General features: G+C 47.6%; 16 protein-coding genes. 8 read left to right on the forward strand and 8 right to left on the reverse strand.

Features of this window, described 5'->3' with window-relative positions; all coding sequences use genetic code 11:
- The 5 genes from IEY09_RS19640 to hemC form a co-directional block, all read right to left on the reverse strand.
- Positions 1-1,300, reverse strand: a 1,300-nt coding sequence (locus tag IEY09_RS19640; RefSeq protein WP_188872341.1) for a retention module-containing protein, incomplete at its 3' end; no start/stop codon positions are given.
- A gap of 381 nt (positions 1,301-1,681) precedes the next feature.
- A complete protein-coding gene (locus tag IEY09_RS19645; RefSeq protein WP_188872343.1) occupies positions 1,682-2,848 on the reverse strand; it encodes a heme biosynthesis HemY N-terminal domain-containing protein in 1,167 nt (388 codons plus the stop codon).
- On the reverse strand, positions 2,845-4,074 hold the full coding sequence (locus IEY09_RS19650) for a uroporphyrinogen-III C-methyltransferase (RefSeq protein WP_188872345.1): 1,230 nt from the start codon (positions 4,072-4,074) through the stop codon (positions 2,845-2,847). Before IEY09_RS19650 ends, IEY09_RS19645 begins: the two co-directional genes overlap by 4 nt.
- Before the next feature lie 60 nt (positions 4,075-4,134).
- Positions 4,135-4,875: a uroporphyrinogen-III synthase gene (locus IEY09_RS19655; RefSeq protein WP_144346645.1), complete on the reverse strand. Its 741-nt coding sequence runs from the start codon at positions 4,873-4,875 to the stop codon at positions 4,135-4,137.
- Positions 4,876-4,879: 4 nt separating this feature from the next.
- Positions 4,880-5,812, reverse strand: coding sequence for a hydroxymethylbilane synthase (gene hemC / locus IEY09_RS19660; protein ID WP_037423000.1), 933 nt, complete (start codon positions 5,810-5,812; stop codon positions 4,880-4,882).
- Positions 5,813-6,014: 202 nt separating this feature from the next.
- Between hemC and IEY09_RS19665 the strand changes: the two genes are divergently transcribed.
- Positions 6,015-8,429: a class I adenylate cyclase gene (locus IEY09_RS19665; RefSeq protein WP_188872347.1), complete on the forward strand. Its 2,415-nt coding sequence runs from the start codon at positions 6,015-6,017 to the stop codon at positions 8,427-8,429.
- A gap of 37 nt (positions 8,430-8,466) precedes the next feature.
- Here the strand turns inward: IEY09_RS19665 and cyaY are convergent, their stop codons facing one another.
- Positions 8,467-8,799 carry an iron donor protein CyaY gene (cyaY, locus tag IEY09_RS19670; protein ID WP_037422994.1) on the reverse strand — a complete coding sequence of 111 codons (333 nt, stop codon included), beginning with the start codon at positions 8,797-8,799 and terminating at the stop codon, positions 8,467-8,469.
- Positions 8,800-8,866: 67 nt separating this feature from the next.
- On the opposite strand from cyaY, the gene lptM reads away from it, so the two are divergent.
- From lptM to IEY09_RS19705, 7 genes are all read left to right on the forward strand, one after another.
- Positions 8,867-9,061, forward strand: coding sequence for an LPS translocon maturation chaperone LptM (gene lptM, locus IEY09_RS19675; RefSeq protein WP_188872349.1), 195 nt, complete (start codon positions 8,867-8,869; stop codon positions 9,059-9,061).
- A gap of 42 nt (positions 9,062-9,103) precedes the next feature.
- Positions 9,104-10,348, forward strand: coding sequence for a diaminopimelate decarboxylase (gene lysA, locus IEY09_RS19680; protein ID WP_188872351.1), 1,245 nt, complete (start codon positions 9,104-9,106; stop codon positions 10,346-10,348).
- Between the two features lie 69 nt (positions 10,349-10,417).
- On the forward strand, positions 10,418-11,245 hold the full coding sequence (gene dapF, locus IEY09_RS19685) for a diaminopimelate epimerase (protein ID WP_037430212.1): 828 nt from the start codon (positions 10,418-10,420) through the stop codon (positions 11,243-11,245).
- Positions 11,242-11,877 carry a DUF484 family protein gene (locus IEY09_RS19690; protein WP_055648797.1) on the forward strand — a complete coding sequence of 212 codons (636 nt, stop codon included), beginning with the start codon at positions 11,242-11,244 and terminating at the stop codon, positions 11,875-11,877. The genes dapF and IEY09_RS19690 overlap by 4 nt, the downstream gene beginning before the upstream one ends.
- 41 nt (positions 11,878-11,918) lie before the next feature.
- Positions 11,919-12,818 (forward strand): tyrosine recombinase XerC, encoded by a 900-nt coding sequence (gene xerC / locus IEY09_RS19695; protein ID WP_188872354.1) that lies wholly within the window; start codon positions 11,919-11,921, stop codon positions 12,816-12,818.
- Entirely contained in the window at positions 12,818-13,540 is a 723-nt protein-coding gene (locus IEY09_RS19700; protein ID WP_047537614.1) for an HAD-IA family hydrolase, read from the forward strand. Before xerC ends, IEY09_RS19700 begins: the two co-directional genes overlap by 1 nt.
- A gap of 114 nt (positions 13,541-13,654) precedes the next feature.
- Positions 13,655-14,233 (forward strand): HupE/UreJ family protein, encoded by a 579-nt coding sequence (locus IEY09_RS19705; RefSeq protein WP_144346649.1) that lies wholly within the window; start codon positions 13,655-13,657, stop codon positions 14,231-14,233.
- 8 nt (positions 14,234-14,241) lie between these two features.
- On the opposite strand, the gene IEY09_RS19710 is transcribed toward IEY09_RS19705, so the two are convergent.
- Both IEY09_RS19710 and ric read right to left on the reverse strand, forming a co-directional pair.
- Positions 14,242-14,745: an AlbA family DNA-binding domain-containing protein gene (locus tag IEY09_RS19710; protein ID WP_047537623.1), complete on the reverse strand. Its 504-nt coding sequence runs from the start codon at positions 14,743-14,745 to the stop codon at positions 14,242-14,244.
- A gap of 98 nt (positions 14,746-14,843) precedes the next feature.
- Entirely contained in the window at positions 14,844-15,590 is a 747-nt protein-coding gene (gene ric, locus IEY09_RS19715; RefSeq protein WP_037430220.1) for an iron-sulfur cluster repair di-iron protein, read from the reverse strand.
- Positions 15,591-16,116: the final 526 nt, after the last annotated feature.

Below are 16,116 nucleotides of genomic sequence, written 5' to 3' on the forward strand. Positions count from 1 at the left end.
AGTTGGCGTTTGGCGTGAAGGTGTAAGAGCCGTCGGCGTTGATGATTAAACTGCCGCCTTCTAAGGCAACAGAGGTGCCCGCAGTCACGGTATTGCCGTTTACGGTGAAGCTGACAACAGACAAGGTGCTATCAATATCACTGTCATTGCTAAGGACGTTGCCAGATGCCACAGCGTCTTCAGCAACGGTATTGGTATCGTTAACCAAGACTGATGGATCATCCACTGGGGTGACATTAATGGTTAAGGTCGCCGTTGAGCCAGTGTTGGTGGTGTAGGTGATGATCGGTACTGTGCCATTCCAGTTGGCGTTGGGCGTGAAGGTGTAAGAGCCGTCGGCATTGATGGTTAAACTGCCGCCTTCTAAGGTAACGGTGGTGCCCGCAGTCACGGTATTGCCGTTTACGGTGAAGCTGACAACAGACAAGGTGCTGTCAATATCACTGTCATTGCTAAGGACGTTACCGGTGGCAACGGAATCTTCAGCAACGGTATTGGTATCGTTAACCAAGACTGATGGATCATCCACTGGGGTGACATTAATGGTTAAGGTCGCCGTTGAGCCAGTGTTGGTGGTGTAGGTGATGACCGGTACTTGGCCATTCCAGTTGGCGTTTGGCGTGAAGGTGTAAGAGCCGTCGGCATTGATGATTAAACTGCCGCCTTCTAAGGCAACAGTGGTGCCCGCAGTCACGGTATTGCCGTTTACGGTGAAGCTGACAACAGACAAGGTGCTATCAATATCACTGTCATTGCTAAGGACGTTGCCAGATGCAACAGAGTCTTCATCTACGGTAATGCTGTCGTTAGCAAGCAAGGATGGGGAGTCTGTGGCAATTGACTGTTCGGGAGTGTCGGGTGCAAATGCGGCTAGTGTTTGTCCAGAAGTGCTATAACCTGATGTGGCGAGAGCTTCTGAACCATCACGCGCAAGGCTAACATAGCCAGAGTTACCATCACTGGCTGGTGCATTCCCTGCTGCGGTTTCAGGTAAATTTTTAGTTGGGTCTTCACCTGAAGCAATAAGATCTTGTAATGCTTGAATTTCATCAGGTGTGGCTTCACCTGTTACTGGGGCAACAACCGCAGCAGATGCTGGATTGACTTCTATTTCATTAGACAGCTTGGTGCCATCATCGAAAGTGATTTCATAAGTCGCGTTTTCGCCGATATGGAGAACTGCACCCTTTGGGAGTTGTTCGCCATCCTTAGCGGGTTGATTTGAACCATTAACCTCGACTTCGATTTGCCCTTTAACAAGTTTCAGCAAACCTTTCTTTGTTGTAATGATCGATCCCATAATTAGCTCCCAACAGCCAAAGTGTGTTAATCCGAAGATGCACAAATTCAACAAATATGCTGAATTGTGATACAAGTGGCTAAATTTTAGCTTGGCCGTGTGTGTAAGTCAATTTTTTGACGCGCCGGAATGGCTTGCTATAACTGGATTTTAAGGGGTGGAGTGCGAAAAAATAGCACTTAAAAGTGACAGAACTAGATGTAGTATCTTAAAACGCAAAAGAAACTGCATTTAGTGTCTCTTAACTATCAAAATAAACATATTAATAACAAATTATTCTTAAGATCGGGTTTAATATTTTATAAATGATGTGCGGCAAGTATGTTCAAGGTTGAATGAGGAGGGACCGCAATCCGCCTAATGGATTGCGGTTGATAGAAATTATAGGTTTACTGCCTGACGATAGCTTTGGTTAGCATGACCTTGTTCGCCAAGTTGCTCTTGAATACGTGCTAACGCCAGCCAAGAGCCTTTACTCGGAGCAAGACGACAAACATTCTGCCAGCGGATTTTAGCTTCTTTCATATCCCGGGTTTGTTGGTAGAGTAGCGCTAAACACCGTTGGTAATCAGCATTGTTCTCATGGGTGATTTCATGCTTGAGTAATTGCTTGCGGATCTCTTCGTCATGGGCGGTGACGATCTGTGGTATCACTTCTAACAGTGCTGACTCTGGCGAGCTACGTAGCTTTTTCGAGAGTAATTTAAGCGCTTGGTCTTTACGATTGAAGCGGCATAAGCCCATGGCATAAATCGCTAAAAACTCAGACTGGTTACGTTCATCGCGTGAAAGCCATTGCCAGCATTGTTCTAGGGCTTCTTCCCCTTTTAGACTCGCTGCTTTTAATAGGGCGCAATGGGTTTCAACATTCAGCGTATTTAACTTTGCATCCTCTAAGATCTGGCGTTTCTTCAGTATTGGGAGCAATAGCTTAAGCGCTTCCCAATCTTCCTGGGCGCGATATAACTCGAGGGCGAGTTTCAGCACAGGGGCTTTACTCTTGCTAGTTGGGGCTAACTTATCGAGCTCGGCTCTGGCTAAGGCTAATTCACCTTGTTTAAGTAAATAACGGGTACGAGTGGTTGCTACCGCATTGGCCGTCATAGGCTGCGCTTCTGCGCGGGCAAGATATTGATCTCGTTCGGCAATTTTATTTTGATGTTGAGCAGCACGTGCAGCGGCTAACAAATTTAATGCTGGCAGTTCACCGTTGTCGGCCCCTTTAATCATGGCGCGTTCTGCCGCAGGCCAATCTTCTTCGGCAATCGCGAGTGCGCCCATCAAAGTGTGTTTCTTGGCAGACCGGCGACGCCAATGCTGCGGGATAAAACGGCTACGAAGCAGCAGATTAATCACAGTGATCACTAACCATTCCAGCACTTGGAATAGCGCATAAAACACGATTAACATGACGATGCCAAAAACTAAACTGGTCTCAAGCTGGTAATCACCCGCGGCAATATACACATAGCCAGTATTGCCAACAATCCAGGGGCTGATACACAGGCCTAAAAGTATAATACCAAGAAATATTAATGCCTTAATCATAGCTGCGGTTCCTCTGCAGAGGTGAGTTCACCATAGCTGGTTAACTGTAATAACAGCGGTTTAGCGGCAAAGGATTTTAGCGTAATAGGGTCAAGATCGAGTGTTGCCAACTTGTCGATTTCGGCAATGGCCTCGCTAGTTTGATGCGCTTGAACATCAAAATAGGTTTGGATCCACTGGCGCGCCATCATCAGTGATTGATGATAAGCGGCTCTATCATAGCGATAGAGTGCCAGTTGTGATTGCAGCAGTTTATGGCGGATATTCTCAACCAAATACCATTGTTGCTCTGGAGCAAGTAGGGCTGGCGCATCGGCGGTGCGATGACGAATAGTAATAAAATCTTGAGTCAACGCCTTCCAGGTTTTGCTCAGATTACTTTGCCAATCGTTAAGGTCGCCGGAAATGGTCGTATCTTCAGCCGTGCTTGCTTCAGCGTCGGCACGATTTAGCGGCAATTTGTCAAGTTGGTCTATTAAGGCATCGAGTGCTAATACGCCACCTTCAATATCCACACTCTTAATATTGGTGGTCGCCGCAATATCCTTTGCCAATGCCTTACGGATTGGCAGTAATGCGGGGTTGTTCATCGCGGCAATAGTTTCATCCGCGGATTTTAATAAATCGGTTGCCGTGCGCGGATCTTTTTCGAGCCAAAGCTTACGTCCAGCCATGTTTACTAGATATTCGGCTTCTGAGGCCATCCAGTGGGTTGGGCTGCGCTGGGCCAGTTTCTCTAGTCTGTCCTGTAACTGGTTTTGATCTGTGGCAAGCTTAGATAACTCTTGGAAGGTTTTTGCATCTGAGAGTTGTTGTTGCTCAAGTTGTGCAAGACGCTGATTTGGGACGAGTAAAGCCTGTTGCAACTGATCTTGCAGGGCTAGATTTTTCGTCTCTTGCAGTTGAAGCTGTTGCTGCATTTGTTGATACAGCAAATAGCCACCACCTATGGTGCAAACGGTCAAGCCTAAGGCCAGTAGTACACCAAAACGAATAGCCCATGAGCTACGATTCACTTGCACTACTTGGCGAGCAGCTTGGGTCGATTCGGGTTTACTGGCTTGCGACTTAGTGTCGGCAGGTTTGACTTCTTGTTCTTCAGGCTTGCTCGCCTGTGACTCAGAAGCTTGGTTGTGTGGTGCAGCGTCATCGGTATTGACCGATGTGGCGAGAACTGGGATAGCCTGTGACTCTGGGCTTTGGGCGTCGTGCTTGTTGTTATCCATTTAACAGTCCTTAAAATCATGCTACTGCCGAAATTCGAGTAAAATCGGGCTAAATAGCGCTTAGAGTTTAAGGGCGTTTAGCACGGCTTTGCTGTTGGCGGCATTGGCATTGGTGACTTGGGTTATACCAAAGGCATGAGCTTGAGCTTCTACTCGGTTACTGGGGACTATGATATGACATGAGCGCAGCCATGCAAATAACTCTTTTGGCACTAGATTAATCAGATTATCCAGTACTTCACCACTCGTCACGACAATAGTATCTATCCCTAAGTCTCGCCAGTGTTGGCTAACCGCGGCGCCATCGAGTGGTGGGCAAGCGCGTTGATAGACTTCCCAATAGCGCAGCTTCGCGCCTCTGGCACTCAGTTGCTCAGCGAGGGCTTCACGACCACCGACACCACGAATGATAGTGATATGTTTGCCTTGGATATGTTGCAGTGCAGGCAATGTCAGCAAGCCTTCTGTTTGCTGACAATCATCCGGTGCTTCGAGAGCTTCAATTCCCTTCTCTTGCAGTGCTTCCCACGTAGCATGACCTACGGCGAAATAAGATACGCTTGGCCAGTCTTTAACTTGGGCTGTATCGACTTTAAACGCAGCATCAGCAAAGCTGACTGCATTGGCGCTGATACAGATAACCATATCGACATGGGCTAGGGGATGCGAAGAGTCAGGCGGCAGAGGAGGCGTGGCCTCAACGCAGAGCAGTGGCGTCACGCAGTGTTCGATGCCTCTTTCATTCAAGGCATCGACCATCGACTGATTGCGCCCCTCGGGGCGCGTCAGTAAGACTTTCATCGTCTTAGGCTTTGGCGTAAACAGCGTCGAGGATGCTTTTAGCGCCTTTGCTCAGTAGTTCTTCAGCAAGGGCAATACCGAGTTGCGTCGCTTCGGTCTTTGGACCTGTGATCACGCCTTCGATGATTTCGCTACCATCTGGATTACCAACGAGGCCGCGCAGTGTCATCTCATCACCATCGATTTCGGCAAAGGCGCCAATAGGAACTTGGCAACCACCTTCGAGGCGAGTATTCATGGCGCGTTCGGCAATAACTCGGTAGCGCGTTTCTAAGTGTTCTAATGGTGCCAATAATGCTTTAACGCGTTCATCGTTAGTGCGGCATTCAATACCGACAGCACCTTGACCGTTTGCGGGTAAGGATTCTTCCGCAGAAATAAAGCTGGCAATACGCTCAGATAATTTCAGGCGAATTAAACCTGCCGCAGCCAGGATAATCGCATCGTATTCGCCGTTATCGAGTTTCGCGAGGCGAGTACCGACGTTGCCACGCAGATCTTTGATAATCAGGTCTGGGCGTGAGGCGCGCAGTTGGCACTGACGGCGTAGGCTTGAGGTGCCTACCGTGGCACCGAGTGGCAGCTCACTGATTGACTTATAAAGGTTAGACACAAAGGCATCGCGTGGATCTTCGCGTTCACAAATCACTTCCAGCCCTAAGCCTTCGGGGAAATCTACTGGCACGTCTTTCATCGAGTGTACGGCGATATCGGCTTGGTCTTCGAGCATGGCGACTTCGAGTTCTTTCACAAACAAGCCTTTACCACCAACTTTCGCTAATGGCGTGTCTAAGATAACATCGCCCTTAGTGCTCATTGGCAATAGCTCCACCACAATACCTGGGTGAACGCGTTCTAATTCTGCTTTAACAAATTCAGCTTGCCACATGGCCAGCGGACTCTTGCGGGTAGCGATACGTATGCGGTTTTCAGACATGCCTAGTTTCCATCCGAGATCTTAGTTGCGCCAATGCTAACATTGGCTATTCGCGAATGTAAGGAAGCCGTATCGATTCTTTGAAGTCGGCGGTGTTCTAAATAGTATAAAAGTGTGATGGATATCTCATTTGGTTGCTCAGCTTGGCAAAAGTGTTAACATGAGCACACTTCTCAATTGTGCTTAAGTGTCGTGTTCTAGGATGGATCAGCAAGGCCAGTTTCCTGATATTGCAGAAAGACTTAATCAGGTTCGTATTGCACGGGCCTTAGCCTTGTTGTCTCCGTTGCAAAAGCATTTGTTCCGTTTGATCCCCTTTTTACTTCAACAGAATAGCGTTCAGTATCCAGGATACGTTGATCCTAATACGCCTTGCGGTATTTATGGTTACAAGGCGGGCTCAATAGAAGCCCAGGCTTGTGATGTGTTTAAGCTGCCTTTTATATCGAATGACATGGATTGTTATGCCTTCGAAGGGATATATGCCATGGGCAGCACAGCTAGCTTTGGTCAGAATGCAAAAAGTGATGTGGATGTGTGGCTAGTCCATCATGAGGATTTGTGTGATGACGACTTAGCCTTGGTTAAATTAAAAACGGAACGACTAACCGCTTGGTTTGCAGAGTATCAGTTTGAGGTGAATTTTTACTTGGTTCATCCACTGCAATTTTGTGGTGATATCTCACAGCGTACCGGTTGCCAGTCTTCTATGGCTCATGAGCACAGTGGCAGTACGCAGCATTGGCTGTTGCTTGAGGAGTTTTATCGCAGCCAAATTCGCTTGGCGGGTAAAACTATTGCATGGTGGCCTGATGCTAAGCTCAATCCTGAATTGCTATATCTTGGTAATGTGCACGAGTTACCGGCAAGCGAATATTTTGGTGCCTCGCTTTGGCAGCTTTATAAAGGCTTAAATAAGCCGCATAAAGCGTTGATTAAAGTACTTTTGCTTGAGGCTTATGCCAGTGAGTATCCCCATTCTCAGTTACTGTGTGACCGGCTTTGGCAAAAGACCTTAGCAGGGGATTTTTCTACTGCTAACGATGCTTATTACGCAATTTATGAGGCGATTGAAGCCTATTTATTAAAGCAGAATGATAGTCGTCGGCTGGAAATTGTGCGCCGCTGTTTTTATCTAAAATGTGGCGTGTTCTTAAGTGTGTCTGACCAAGGTAAAGATTGGCGCTATGCCAAAATGCAAAAGTTGGTGCAAGAGTGGCAGTGGCCCAACAGTTTAATTACTACCTTAGATGATTGTGAGCATTGGCATAGTGGCCAGCTCAATTGGTTTAATGAGCAGCTTAATGAATTGCTGCTAGCGAGTTATCAAACCTTGCTGCGTTTCGCCTCCACCCATGAGCTAAACGAAGGACTCAGGATTGAAGAGTTGGGGATGCTCACTCGCAAACTACATACTTACTTTAGCCAAGATGAAGACCAAATCGCCAAGCTGAATTTGCTCTGGAGCCACTCGGTCGCTGAATCTGAAGTAACCATGGTGTCCAGTAACAAGGAAAATCAATATTACCTCTACCGCCAGGGGCCAAAGCCGCAGAATCTGTTAGGTGAATCTGCTATTTGCAAAGGGAAAAGCCCGTCAGCGCTGATGATTTGGGCTTGCTTAAATGGAGTCTCGACGCCAGAAACCAAATGGTATGAGTTTGGCCAGAGTAAGATTAAATCCCGAAGGTTGACCGACGCTTCAAAACGATTACTTAATTTTATCGATCATGATTGGCGGGTCTCAAAGCTTGACCTATGTCAGCCTTGGCATTTTAGAAAACTCATTTTTATCCTAAACCTCGACTGTGATCCTACCATCCACTGGCAAGGGCAAGAGATGATGGTCGATGTCATGAATGCCAACGTGTTTTCATTGGGTCGTAAGCAGGAAAATATGCTCGGCGCCCTCGATGCTATTTGCCTTAATAGTTGGGGGGAGTGGCAGTGTCATCGTTTTGAGGGCGAAACCGCAGTATTGCAGGCACTCGCGTTTGTCACTCCAGGGCTAAGGCGAGCGACTCATCCCGTGGATATGGATGTGATTAGCTGTTCGCAAAAGCTCAGGCCACAACTTAAGTTAGCGGTGAAAAACTTGCTTAAACAAACGGTGCGACTCTGCCAACAGGTGCAACAATCGAGCACCTTAGTGCAGCCGCTGCAGATTAGTCATACCCGTTACGGGATCTTTTTTAATCCTTTGGGGATGGCCTATCAGGACTTGAGTGATGCCAAATCTTTTTATCAGCAACTTGCTCGTAGTCATTTAGTACAATTGCCTCGGCCAGAGTTGGGGGATGACCCTTTTTCGAGCATGCCGAAAATCATTCAAAACTTTGCCGCCAAGGGAGCGATCCAGTACTTTCTGCGGCAACGCACCGATAGCTTAGATGTGTTTATTCTCGATGAGGAAAATCAGCTGAGTCATTATGTGCAGTCTGGTTCAGATATGAGCGAATTGGTCAACAAAGTGAGTCATCACTATGTTTTTGATGAATTTTATGCATCAAAAGCACGGTTTAATATTCCGCAGTTTTTCCATTTAGTACGGGTGGCGGGTGAGCTAACCGTGATGCCCTTTGGGGTGGATATCAATAACGCCAATGTGGAGTTTTAAGCGGGAGCGACCTCCCGCTTAGGAATAAAGCCGCGGCTTAGGAGAGGCTGAGTTCGATACCGCTTTGGCGTAGAATCGAGTCCTGCACAAAGGGCATAAACTCGCCGCCATTACGACCATCAAGCCATTTTCCCTCTACATAGCCAAAGTGATAGCCACCGAAACGCGTTGCTACCCAAATTTCATGCAAAGGTTCCTGTTTGTTGATGACGATTTTCGAACCATCGACAAATTCTAGCTGTAACACGTTACCACTGGCATCAATATCCACATCGGCATCTTGTTCATCAATTGCGGTTTCGATAGCGGTCTCTATCGCTTGGAACATGTCATCGGCGAGCTGGTGAAATTCTGTATCTGTCATGGCCATGCATTTCTGTCCTTTGCTTTCGTCAAGATGGGTGCGATTATAAGACGATTAGTCACTAGATGCACAGATGTTGAGAAAAATGAGACTGTTTTTATTGTTATTGATTGGTAGCCTATTCATTACAGCCTGTGGTCAAAAAGGCCCCCTGTATAAATCCTCTCCAGTAGAGGCGACTCAGTCTAAAAAAAATAAGCCAGCTAAGCGTGATGCTACGCCTGTACAAGCCGCGGAGTCTCAAGCTGAAACTGAAAAAACACAATAATAATCAGCGTAATTACTACAAAGCGCAGTAAGGAATCGGACATTGGATCACTTTCTCTACCAAGATAATACCCTGTACGCAGAAGGCTGTCGGGTCAATGATTTAGCCCAGCAGTATGGCACGCCGCTGTATATCTATTCCCGTGCAACGCTCGAACGTCACTGGCATGCCTTTAATAATGCGGTTGCCGACCATCCACATTTAGTGTGTTACGCGGTAAAAGCCAACTCGAACTTAGCCGTACTGAACGTATTGGCTCGTTTAGGTAGTGGTTTTGATATTGTCTCGGGCGGCGAGTTAGCGCGGGTGATTGAAGCCGGTGGTGACCCTGCCAAAGTGGTGTTTTCGGGCGTGGGTAAAACCGTTGCCGAAATGGAGCAGGCATTAAATCTTGGTATCTACTGCTTTAACGTTGAATCGAGCGCTGAGCTTGAACAACTTAACGATGTTGCTGGCCGCTTAGGTAAAGTTGCTCCAGTGTCGCTGCGGGTGAATCCTGATGTGGATGCGGGCACGCATCCTTATATTTCGACGGGTCTTAAAGAAAATAAATTCGGTATCGCCATGGATGAGGCCGAAGTTGTATTTGCTCGCGCTCATGCGCTGCCGCATTTGCAGGTAAAAGGGGTTGATTGCCATATTGGCTCACAGCTCACTGAAATTCAGCCGTTTCTCGATGCAATGGACAGAATGCTATCGCTCATTGACCGCCTAGCCGAGCAAGGGATAGTGATTGAGCACTTTGATGTCGGTGGCGGTTTAGGGGTGACCTATGATGATGAAACGCCACCGCATCCTGATGTGTACGCCGCTGCACTGCTCAAGCGTTTAGGTCATCGCAAGCTCAAACTGATTTTCGAACCGGGCCGTGCGATTGCTGCCAATGCGGGGATTTTTGTGACTGAGGTGCTGTACCTCAAAGAAAACAGTGACAAACGTTTTGCGATTGTTGATGGTGCCATGAACGACTTAATTCGGCCCGCACTCTATAGTGCATGGCAAAATATCATTCCGGTGAATCCACGGGATGAAGAGGCGCAAGTATTTGATATTGTAGGACCTGTGTGCGAAACCGGTGACTTTTTAGGTAAGGACAGACAACTCGCGATTGCGGCGGGGGATTTACTGGTTGTGCGCTCAAGCGGTGCCTACGGTTTTGCCATGGCCTCAAACTATAACACCCGTCCGCGTGCGGCCGAGGTCATGGTGGATGGCAATAAGGCTTATTTGGTGCGTGAGCGAGAAAAATTAGCGCAGCTCTGGCAAGGTGAGCAGCTCCTGCCGTAAACTAGAAAATTATATTGATTCAGGCGCTTGGCTAGTTATGGCGGCGCCTAGGCTTAAAGGATAAGTATCTTGATCCAATTCACTAAGATGCACGGACTTGGCAACGATTTTATGGTGGTCGATGGTGTCACGCAGAACGTGTTCTTTTCGCCTGAGCAGATCCGCCGTTTAGCTGACCGTAACTTTGGCATCGGTTTCGACCAACTCTTGCTGGTTGAGCCACCCTATGATCCCGACCTCGACTTTCATTATCGCATCTTTAATGCCGACGGTGGTGAGGTCGAAAACTGCGGCAATGGCGCCCGTTGCTTTGCGCGGTTTGTCCGTAATAAGGGGCTGACGAATAAGAATAAAATTCGTGTAAGTACCTCTGCGGGTAAGATGACACTGCGCCTTGAGCGCGATGGTACTGTCACTGTGAATATGGGCGTGCCCGTGCTCGAACCTAGCCAAATCCCCTTTAAAGCCAAAAAGGCCGAAAAAACCTATCTGCTGCAAACGCCGCAACAAACCTTTTTGTGTGGTGCGGCCTCCATGGGCAATCCCCATTGCGTGCTCGATGTGGAAGATGTTACCAGCGCGAATGTCGCCGAAATCGGTGCGTTACTCACCAAGCATGAGCGATTCCCGCGCGGGGTAAACGTTGGTTTTATGCAGGTGGTGAACTCGGGTCATATCAAGCTTAGAGTTTACGAACGTGGTGCGGCTGAGACTTTAGCCTGCGGCACAGGTGCTTGTGCTGCCGTGGTAGTCGGACAAATTCAAGGTAAACTTGACCAACAAGTACAAGTGGATTTACCGGGCGGCAGCTTAACCATCAATTGGGAAGGTGAAGGCAAACCGCTGTGGATGACGGGCCCAGCGCAGCACGTTTATGATGGACAAATTCAGTTATGACCGAGCCTTTGATGCCGCAGACCGATCTTCCCTTCGATGAGTTGATTATTCGCGAGTACCTTCTCGATAACCCAGACTTTTTTAATCGATATCCCGAGCTGTTATTGGCGATGCGTTTGCCCCATTTGGAGCGCGGTGCGATTTCCTTAGTCGAACGACGTCAAGAGTTGTTGCGCCTGCGGGTTGGGCAGCTCGAAGAAGAAATCACCAGTTTACTGGCCATGGCGGCGCGTAATGAAAAGATATTCCGATTTAATACTGAACTGTCTTTTAAGCTACTCAATTGCGTTAACTTAGAATCCCTTAAAGAAGTGCTGGCTGATAATTTAAAGGCGCAGTTTAATTTTACCCATGTGCGTCTTATCAGTGTGTTAGAGGCCGATATTGAGATGAAGGCGATTTGGGCGCAGCGTTTACGCAAGAATTACTATTTTGGTCGTCTGACACAACAAGAGGCGAAACGCTTATTTGGCAGTGAGGTCGGCTCGGTGGCATTAGTTAAACTAGCTGATGATATTTCTGTCATTTTTGCAGTTGCCAGCCACGATGCCACCCATTTTCATCCCGATATGGACAATATGCTGCTCGAGCAACTGCGGCGATTGCTGGCACATATGCTCGCTAAACTCTAAGCCCTGATGAGGAGTCCAATATGAACTCGCCAGCTAATGATATGCCCGCGCGTTGTCACTCCTATTTACAGCAATTTGAAACCTATATGCAGTCGGAGCGACAGTTATCGGCGCATACGGTTCGCAATTATATGTACGAGTTGCAGCGGGGAAGCGCGTTACTGCCCGAGGGCGTTGATTTGCTCAATGTAGGTCGTGAACATTGGCAACAGGTGCTGGCTAAGCTGCACCGCAAGGGCTTAAGCCCGCGCTCGCTATCATTGTGGTTGTCGGCCATTAAACAGTGGGGAGAGTTTTTATTACGCTTGGGCGTGATTGAACTCAATCCTGCTAAGGGACTGAGCGCGCCCAAACAAGCCAAACCGTTACCTAAGAATATCGACGTCGATTCTATCTCGCATCTGCTCTCAATTGAGGGTAATGACCCACTGACCCTGCGTGATAAAGCCATTATGGAGCTATTCTACTCCAGCGGATTGCGTTTGGCTGAGTTGGCGGCGCTGGACTTATCCAGTGTGCAATACGACCAGCATGAAGTGCGCGTCTTAGGCAAAGGCAACAAAGAGCGCATCGTCCCTGTGGGGCGTTATGCTATAGAAGCCATCGGCGCTTGGCTTGAGTGCCGCAGGCGAATTCCCTGTGAAGATAACGCATTATTTGTCACCGAAAAGGGCAAGCGTTTATCCCATCGCAGCATTCAGGCGCGCATGAGCAAATGGGGGCAGGAACAGGCGCTTTCTATGCGGGTGCATCCCCATAAGCTGCGCCATTCTTTCGCCACACATATGCTGGAATCCAGTGCCGATTTACGGGCGGTGCAGGAATTATTAGGCCACGAAAACCTGTCTACCACGCAAATTTATACCAGTTTAGATTTCCAACACTTAGCTAAGGTGTATGATAACGCCCATCCTAGAGCGAAAAAACAACAGGATAAATAATGCGTTGTTATCTTAGACCCCAGAATATTCGTGCGATTAGCTTCGATCTCGACGATACCCTATACGATAACGAACCCCACATTCTCAATGCCGAAGCTGAGTTAATGCAGTTTTTGCATCAGGCTTACCCGCTGACTCAAGCTTGGCAACCGCAGCAATGGCGACTGCTCAAGTTGCAGTTGCTACAGCAAAATCCGGCCCTCGCCCATGACACCTCGGCGGCGCGAATTGCAACTCTGCATAAAGGCCTTTTACTGCTCGGTTATAGTGAGCCTGAGGCAAAACGTGGCGCGCAGGAAGGTTTAGCTTGTTTTTATTTTCATCGAAGCCATTTTCAGGTTTCAGACGACGTCTTGGCGCTGCTCACGCGTTTATCGGTCCATTTTAGGCTGATTGGCATCACTAATGGTAATGTGGACGCACAGCGTATCGGCTTAAGTAATGTGTTTGAATTTGTGCTGCATCCTGGCAGTGGTATACGGATGAAGCCTGCTAAAGATATGTTTTCACAGGCCTGTGAAAGGTTAGATATCGGCTTAGATCAACTGCTGCACGTTGGCGATAGTATGAATGCCGATGTTCGCGGTGCGCGTTTGGCGGGGTGTCAGTCGGTCTGGCTCAACCCAAGTTTTGGCCGCGTGGCATCGTTACCTATTGCAGCACTCTTACCCCATATGGAGATTGCCACTCTCGATTCATTACAGGAAATGTTATTGCCTTAAAAGAATAGCAGCCTATTTAAAGTGATAGGGATCAAGGATTGGCATATCGTTTTGCCGTAGAGTATTAGCATTTGTTTAACTCAGTTGTTACGCCCTCACTAACAAGGAACTGCTATGGTGCGTTTAAGTCTGTTGCTCCTCTTGAGTCTATCGTTTATAGCCCCTGCGTCGGCGCACGAAATCCACTCCGGTGGGGGTTTTATGGCGGGCTTTAATCATCCCGTTTTAGGTTTTGACCATCTCCTTGCCATGTTAAGTGTGGGCATGCTCAGTACGCAGCTCGGTGGTCGCGCGATTTGGACTGTGCCCTTAGCCTTTGTGTGTTTTATGTTGGTTGGTGGAATACTGGGGCTTTATGCCATTCCGGTGCCCTTTGTTGAAATTGGCATTGCTTTGTCAGTACTGTTGCTTGGGTTAGCGATTGCCTTTGACCGCCAGTTACCGCTCTTATTTGCGATGGCATTTGTCGGCGTGTTTGCGATTTTCCACGGTCATGCCCACGGCATGGAAATGCCTGAACTTGCCAGCCCAGTTCTTTACGCCTTTGGTTTCTTATTCGGTACTGCGGTTATCCATTTAGGTGGCGTTATGCTAGGGCTAGGCATGCAGCGCGTCACTGGGCAACGCAGCTTAATGCGCGTATCTGGCGTGGCAATTGCCGCCATGGGTGGCTATTTAATCGCTGGTTTTTAGAAAAAGCACTACCGCGCCTTTATCAGCTTATTGCAGTGATGGGCGCGGCGTAGCATTTGTGTAACCTGTCTCCGGCTGGCATGCATGTCGGCATCTCCAACCCGAAAATAAGTACCTGTATAAGCATCGGTGCCTATAAATACTGGCTTTAGGTGCTCTGGTGCGAGCGGGACACGAATCCTTATCAGCTTTTTATTCATAATTTCAATCAGCTGCACATCAGAAATCGCTAAAATATTACAGCTTATCCGGCTAGGGTCATCGAGGATTTCCCAAAATTCCTGTAATACGGGTAGAGGATTAGGGATGCCTTCAATGGTGAAATGGCCACGATCTTCGCGTACCCCAAGAATAATCTCTCCGCCTAAGGTGTTGGCGAAGGAGCTATAGGTTGCCCAAATATCTTCAGGTAATTGACCTTGACCATCACGGCCTCTTGCGAGTTTAAATTCTACTTGGGCTGATTCGTGTAGAGAAGCAATATCATCGAGTGCGAATGTTGGGTATGTCATGGCGGCTTATCCTTGCAAGGCACACCACTTTTTGTAACACGCCAAAATCACAAAGGCCAGCAGTTGTGCTGACCTTGGTGGTTAATCAATCTTGTTTATTAGGCGAGTTGCAGCGCCTTAGGGAAGAGAATGTTGTTTTCTAAATGAATGTGCCTATGCAGGTCCGCCTCAAATTCTGCGAGCGTTGCATAACAAACCCGCCAAGTAGTACAGGCATATTCGGGAGGCGTAAAGTCGTTGGTTAACTCATGTAGCTTTTGTAAAATCAATCCTGCTTCTTCGTGCTCGTGTTGCATTGCATTGATAGGGTTACCTATATGACCAAAACAACCCTGCACTTGCTCGCCTTGACTCATCGCCCGAATCGCAGGAAAGAGGATATTTTCTTCCTTCATCAAATGCGGTATTAAATCTTCTATCAACGCACGAACCCAACCTGCAAATGGAACAATTTCGGCATAATGCTCGCCATGGGCGCGTACCATCTTTTCTGAGTATTCCAGCAATAACGGTGCTTTAGCGCGGACATATTGGTGGTGTGTACGCTCAATATAATCAATTAGTTGCTCAAGTGGTAGTTGATTAAGTTCATCTTCTTTAGCACCTGAATGTGTCATGTACTCTAATGCGGCGACGACTTTATTTGGATCGGCTTGCGCTCGCTCACAAGCACTGATTAGTGCTCGACCACCGCCACAGCAGAAATCGATACCAAATTGGCTAAACACATGGGCGCGGCGAAAATCCTCCGCGACCAACTCGCCAACTTTACGCTCAAGCCATGGCGATAAAGGGGCTGATGGTTGTTCAACGTGAGACGCTGACGAAAAGCTAGTTGATGACATTGCAACACTCCAAAGCACAAATAATTTACATGCATATTATTTGCAGCTTTATTGTGATGCAATAAATCCTGACTAATTTAGTCGGGATTTGCTGCGGCTGTCACATTAAATTGCCTGAATTATTCCCAAAGGAGTAGGGTGTAGAGGCTGATGAAGACGAGTCGACGTTTTATCTAATTAGTATGTTTTTGGAACTGTGTGGCGTATTGAATTTACCATTCTTTGCGTATCATCTAAGGCTCATCGAATATTAAGTATCTGATGATAAATGAAACTACAAAGATGCTTTCAACGCCCTAAGAGTAGGGCGTTAAAAGCAAATTGTTGAAGGAATTAGGAGGTTATTCGACGTTTTGGATCTGAATGTTTTTATTTTCAATAAAACCATTATTTAACAATAGCTAAATAGCTGTTCCAAATAGTAGATCAAAGGAAGGGAACTCAGTCCTGTTTGAGCGATCTGATCTATCGCCAAACAAACCCACCACTCGCCGAGGACTGAGAATGGCGATCTTACCACCACTTT

The organism is Shewanella xiamenensis (assembly GCF_014647135.1).
GTDB lineage: Bacteria > Pseudomonadota > Gammaproteobacteria > Enterobacterales > Shewanellaceae > Shewanella > Shewanella xiamenensis.

What these genes read in the sequence shown, in the direction of transcription:
- IEY09_RS19645 (WP_188872343.1), bottom strand. Translation starts at nt 2,848, where the DNA reads ATGATTAAGGCATTAATATTTCTTGGTATTATACTTTTAGGCCTGTGT.
- IEY09_RS19650 (WP_188872345.1), bottom strand. Translation starts at nt 4,074, where the DNA reads ATGGATAACAACAAGCACGACGCCCAAAGCCCAGAGTCACAGGCTATC.
- IEY09_RS19655 (WP_144346645.1), bottom strand. Translation starts at nt 4,875, where the DNA reads ATGAAAGTCTTACTGACGCGCCCCGAGGGGCGCAATCAGTCGATGGTC.
- hemC (WP_037423000.1), bottom strand. Translation starts at nt 5,812, where the DNA reads ATGTCTGAAAACCGCATACGTATCGCTACCCGCAAGAGTCCGCTGGCC.
- IEY09_RS19665 (WP_188872347.1), top strand. Translation starts at nt 6,015, where the DNA reads ATGGATCAGCAAGGCCAGTTTCCTGATATTGCAGAAAGACTTAATCAG.
- cyaY (WP_037422994.1), bottom strand. Translation starts at nt 8,799, where the DNA reads ATGGCCATGACAGATACAGAATTTCACCAGCTCGCCGATGACATGTTC.
- lptM (WP_188872349.1), top strand. Translation starts at nt 8,867, where the DNA reads ATGTTGAGAAAAATGAGACTGTTTTTATTGTTATTGATTGGTAGCCTA.
- IEY09_RS19690 (WP_055648797.1), top strand. Translation starts at nt 11,242, where the DNA reads ATGACCGAGCCTTTGATGCCGCAGACCGATCTTCCCTTCGATGAGTTG.
- xerC (WP_188872354.1), top strand. Translation starts at nt 11,919, where the DNA reads ATGCCCGCGCGTTGTCACTCCTATTTACAGCAATTTGAAACCTATATG.
- IEY09_RS19700 (WP_047537614.1), top strand. Translation starts at nt 12,818, where the DNA reads ATGCGTTGTTATCTTAGACCCCAGAATATTCGTGCGATTAGCTTCGAT.
- IEY09_RS19705 (WP_144346649.1), top strand. Translation starts at nt 13,655, where the DNA reads ATGGTGCGTTTAAGTCTGTTGCTCCTCTTGAGTCTATCGTTTATAGCC.
- IEY09_RS19710 (WP_047537623.1), bottom strand. Translation starts at nt 14,745, where the DNA reads ATGACATACCCAACATTCGCACTCGATGATATTGCTTCTCTACACGAA.
- ric (WP_037430220.1), bottom strand. Translation starts at nt 15,590, where the DNA reads ATGTCATCAACTAGCTTTTCGTCAGCGTCTCACGTTGAACAACCATCA.